A 2,126-nucleotide genomic window follows, 5' to 3' on the forward strand; every position below is an offset into this window, starting at 1 on the left:
GTTCTGATTATTGGAAATCTTCTTTGCCCTCCAGTGTGAGGGCGATTTTTTATCTGTGAGGATATGAACAGATGTCAAACATCAAAAAATACATCATTGATTACGACTGGAAAGCATCAATAGAAATTGAAATCGACCATGACGTAATGACAGAGGAAAAACTTCACCAGATTAATAATTTCTGGTCAGACTCTGAATACCGACTCAATAAACACGGCTCTGTATTAAATGCTGTATTAATCATGCTGGCGCAACATGCTCTGCTTATAGCAATTTCAAGCGACTTAAATGCATATGGTGTTGTGTGTGAGTTCGACTGGAATGATGGAAATGGTCAGGAAGGATGGCCTCCAATGGATGGTAGCGAAGGAATAAGAATTACCGATATCGATACATCAGGAATATTTGATTCAGATGATATGACTATCAAGGCCGCCTGAGTGCGGTTTTACCGCATACCAATAACGCTTCACTCGAGGCGTTTTTCGTTATGTATAAATAAGGAGCACACCATGCAATATGCCATTGCAGGGTGGCCTGTTGCTGGCTGCCCTTCCGAATCTTTACTTGAACGAATCACCCGTAAATTACGTGACGGATGGAAACGCCTTATCGACATACTTAATCAGCCAGGAGTCCCAAAGAATGGATCAAACACTTATGGCTATCCAGACTAAATTCACTATCGCCACTTTTATTGGCGATGAAAAGATGTTTCGTGAAGCCGTCGACGCTTATAAAAAATGGATATTAATACTGAAACTGAGATCAAGCAAAAGCATTCACTAACCCCCTTTCCTGTTTTCCTAATCAGCCCGGCATTTCGCGGGCGATATTTTCACAGCTATTTCAGGAGTTCAGCCATGAACGCTTATTACATTCAGGATCGTCTTGAGGCTCAGAGCTGGGCGCGTCACTACCAGCAGCTCGCCCGTGAAGAGAAAGAGGCAGAACTGGCAGACGACATGGAAAAAGGCCTGCCCCAGCACCTGTTTGAATCGCTATGCATCGATCATTTGCAACGCCACGGGGCCAGCAAAAAATCCATTACCCGTGCGTTTGATGACGATGTTGAGTTTCAGGAGCGCATGGCAGAACACATCCGGTACATGGTTGAAACCATTGCTCACCACCAGGTTGATATTGATTCAGAGGTATAAAACGAATGAGTACTGCACTCGCAACGCTGGCTGGGAAGCTGGCTGAACGTGTCGGCATGGATTCTGTCGACCCACAGGAACTGATCACCACTCTTCGCCAGACGGCATTTAAAGGTGATGCCAGCGATGCGCAGTTCATCGCATTACTGATCGTTGCCAACCAGTACGGCCTTAATCCGTGGACGAAAGAAATTTACGCCTTTCCTGATAAGCAGAATGGCATCGTTCCGGTGGTGGGCGTTGATGGCTGGTCCCGCATCATCAATGAAAACCAGCAGTTTGATGGCATGGACTTTGAGCAGGACAATGAATCCTGTACATGCCGGATTTACCGCAAGGACCGTAATCATCCGATCTGCGTTACCGAATGGATGGATGAATGCCGCCGCGAACCATTCAAAACTCGCGAAGGCAGAGAAATCACGGGGCCGTGGCAGTCGCATCCCAAACGGATGTTACGTCATAAAGCCATGATTCAGTGTGCCCGTCTGGCCTTCGGATTTGCTGGTATCTATGACAAGGATGAAGCCGAGCGCATTGTCGAAAATACTGCATACACTGCAGAACGTCAGCCGGAACGCGACATCACTCCGGTTAACGATGAAACCATGCAGGAGATTAACACTCTGCTGATCGCCCTGGATAAAACATGGGATGACGACTTATTGCCGCTCTGTTCCCAGATATTTCGCCGCGACATTCGTGCATCGTCAGAACTGACACAGGCCGAAGCAGTAAAAGCTCTTGGATTCCTGAAACAGAAAGCCGCAGAGCAGAAGGTGGCAGCATGACACCGGACATTATCCTGCAGCGTACCGGGATCGATGTGAGAGCTGTCGAACAGGGGGATGATGCGTGGCACAAATTACGGCTCGGCGTCATCACCGCTTCAGAAGTTCACAACGTGATAGCAAAACCCCGCTCCGGAAAGAAGTGGCCTGACATGAAAATGTCCTACTTCCACAC

5 protein-coding genes are annotated in these 2,126 nt (G+C 47.5%); all 5 read left to right on the forward strand.

Features of this window, described 5'->3' with window-relative positions; genetic code table 11:
- Window positions 1-71: 71 nt before the first annotated feature.
- The 5 genes from P3R27_RS14175 to bet all read left to right on the forward strand — a co-directional run bounded on the left by P3R27_RS14175 (window position 72) and on the right by bet (window position 1,951).
- Window positions 72-440 (forward strand): DUF2528 family protein, encoded by a 369-nt coding sequence (locus P3R27_RS14175; RefSeq protein ID WP_000065374.1) that lies wholly within the window; start codon window positions 72-74, stop codon window positions 438-440.
- A gap of 72 nt (window positions 441-512) precedes the next feature.
- Window positions 513-677: a protease FtsH-inhibitory lysogeny factor CIII gene (locus tag P3R27_RS14180; protein WP_001198861.1), complete on the forward strand. Its 165-nt coding sequence runs from the start codon at window positions 513-515 to the stop codon at window positions 675-677.
- Entirely contained in the window at window positions 661-789 is a 129-nt protein-coding gene (kil, locus tag P3R27_RS14185; protein ID WP_001007579.1) for a host cell division inhibitory peptide Kil, read from the forward strand. The genes P3R27_RS14180 and kil overlap by 17 nt, the downstream gene beginning before the upstream one ends.
- 74 nt (window positions 790-863) lie before the next feature.
- Entirely contained in the window at window positions 864-1,160 is a 297-nt protein-coding gene (locus tag P3R27_RS14190; protein WP_000995451.1) for a host-nuclease inhibitor Gam family protein, read from the forward strand.
- Window positions 1,161-1,165: 5 nt separating this feature from the next.
- Window positions 1,166-1,951: a phage recombination protein Bet gene (gene bet, locus P3R27_RS14195; protein WP_000100844.1), complete on the forward strand. Its 786-nt coding sequence runs from the start codon at window positions 1,166-1,168 to the stop codon at window positions 1,949-1,951.
- The last annotated feature ends 175 nt before the right edge of the window (window positions 1,952-2,126 follow it).

Source organism: Enterococcus spodopteracolus (assembly GCF_030441955.1).
Lineage (GTDB): Bacteria > Bacillota > Bacilli > Lactobacillales > Enterococcaceae > Enterococcus_B > Enterococcus_B spodopteracolus.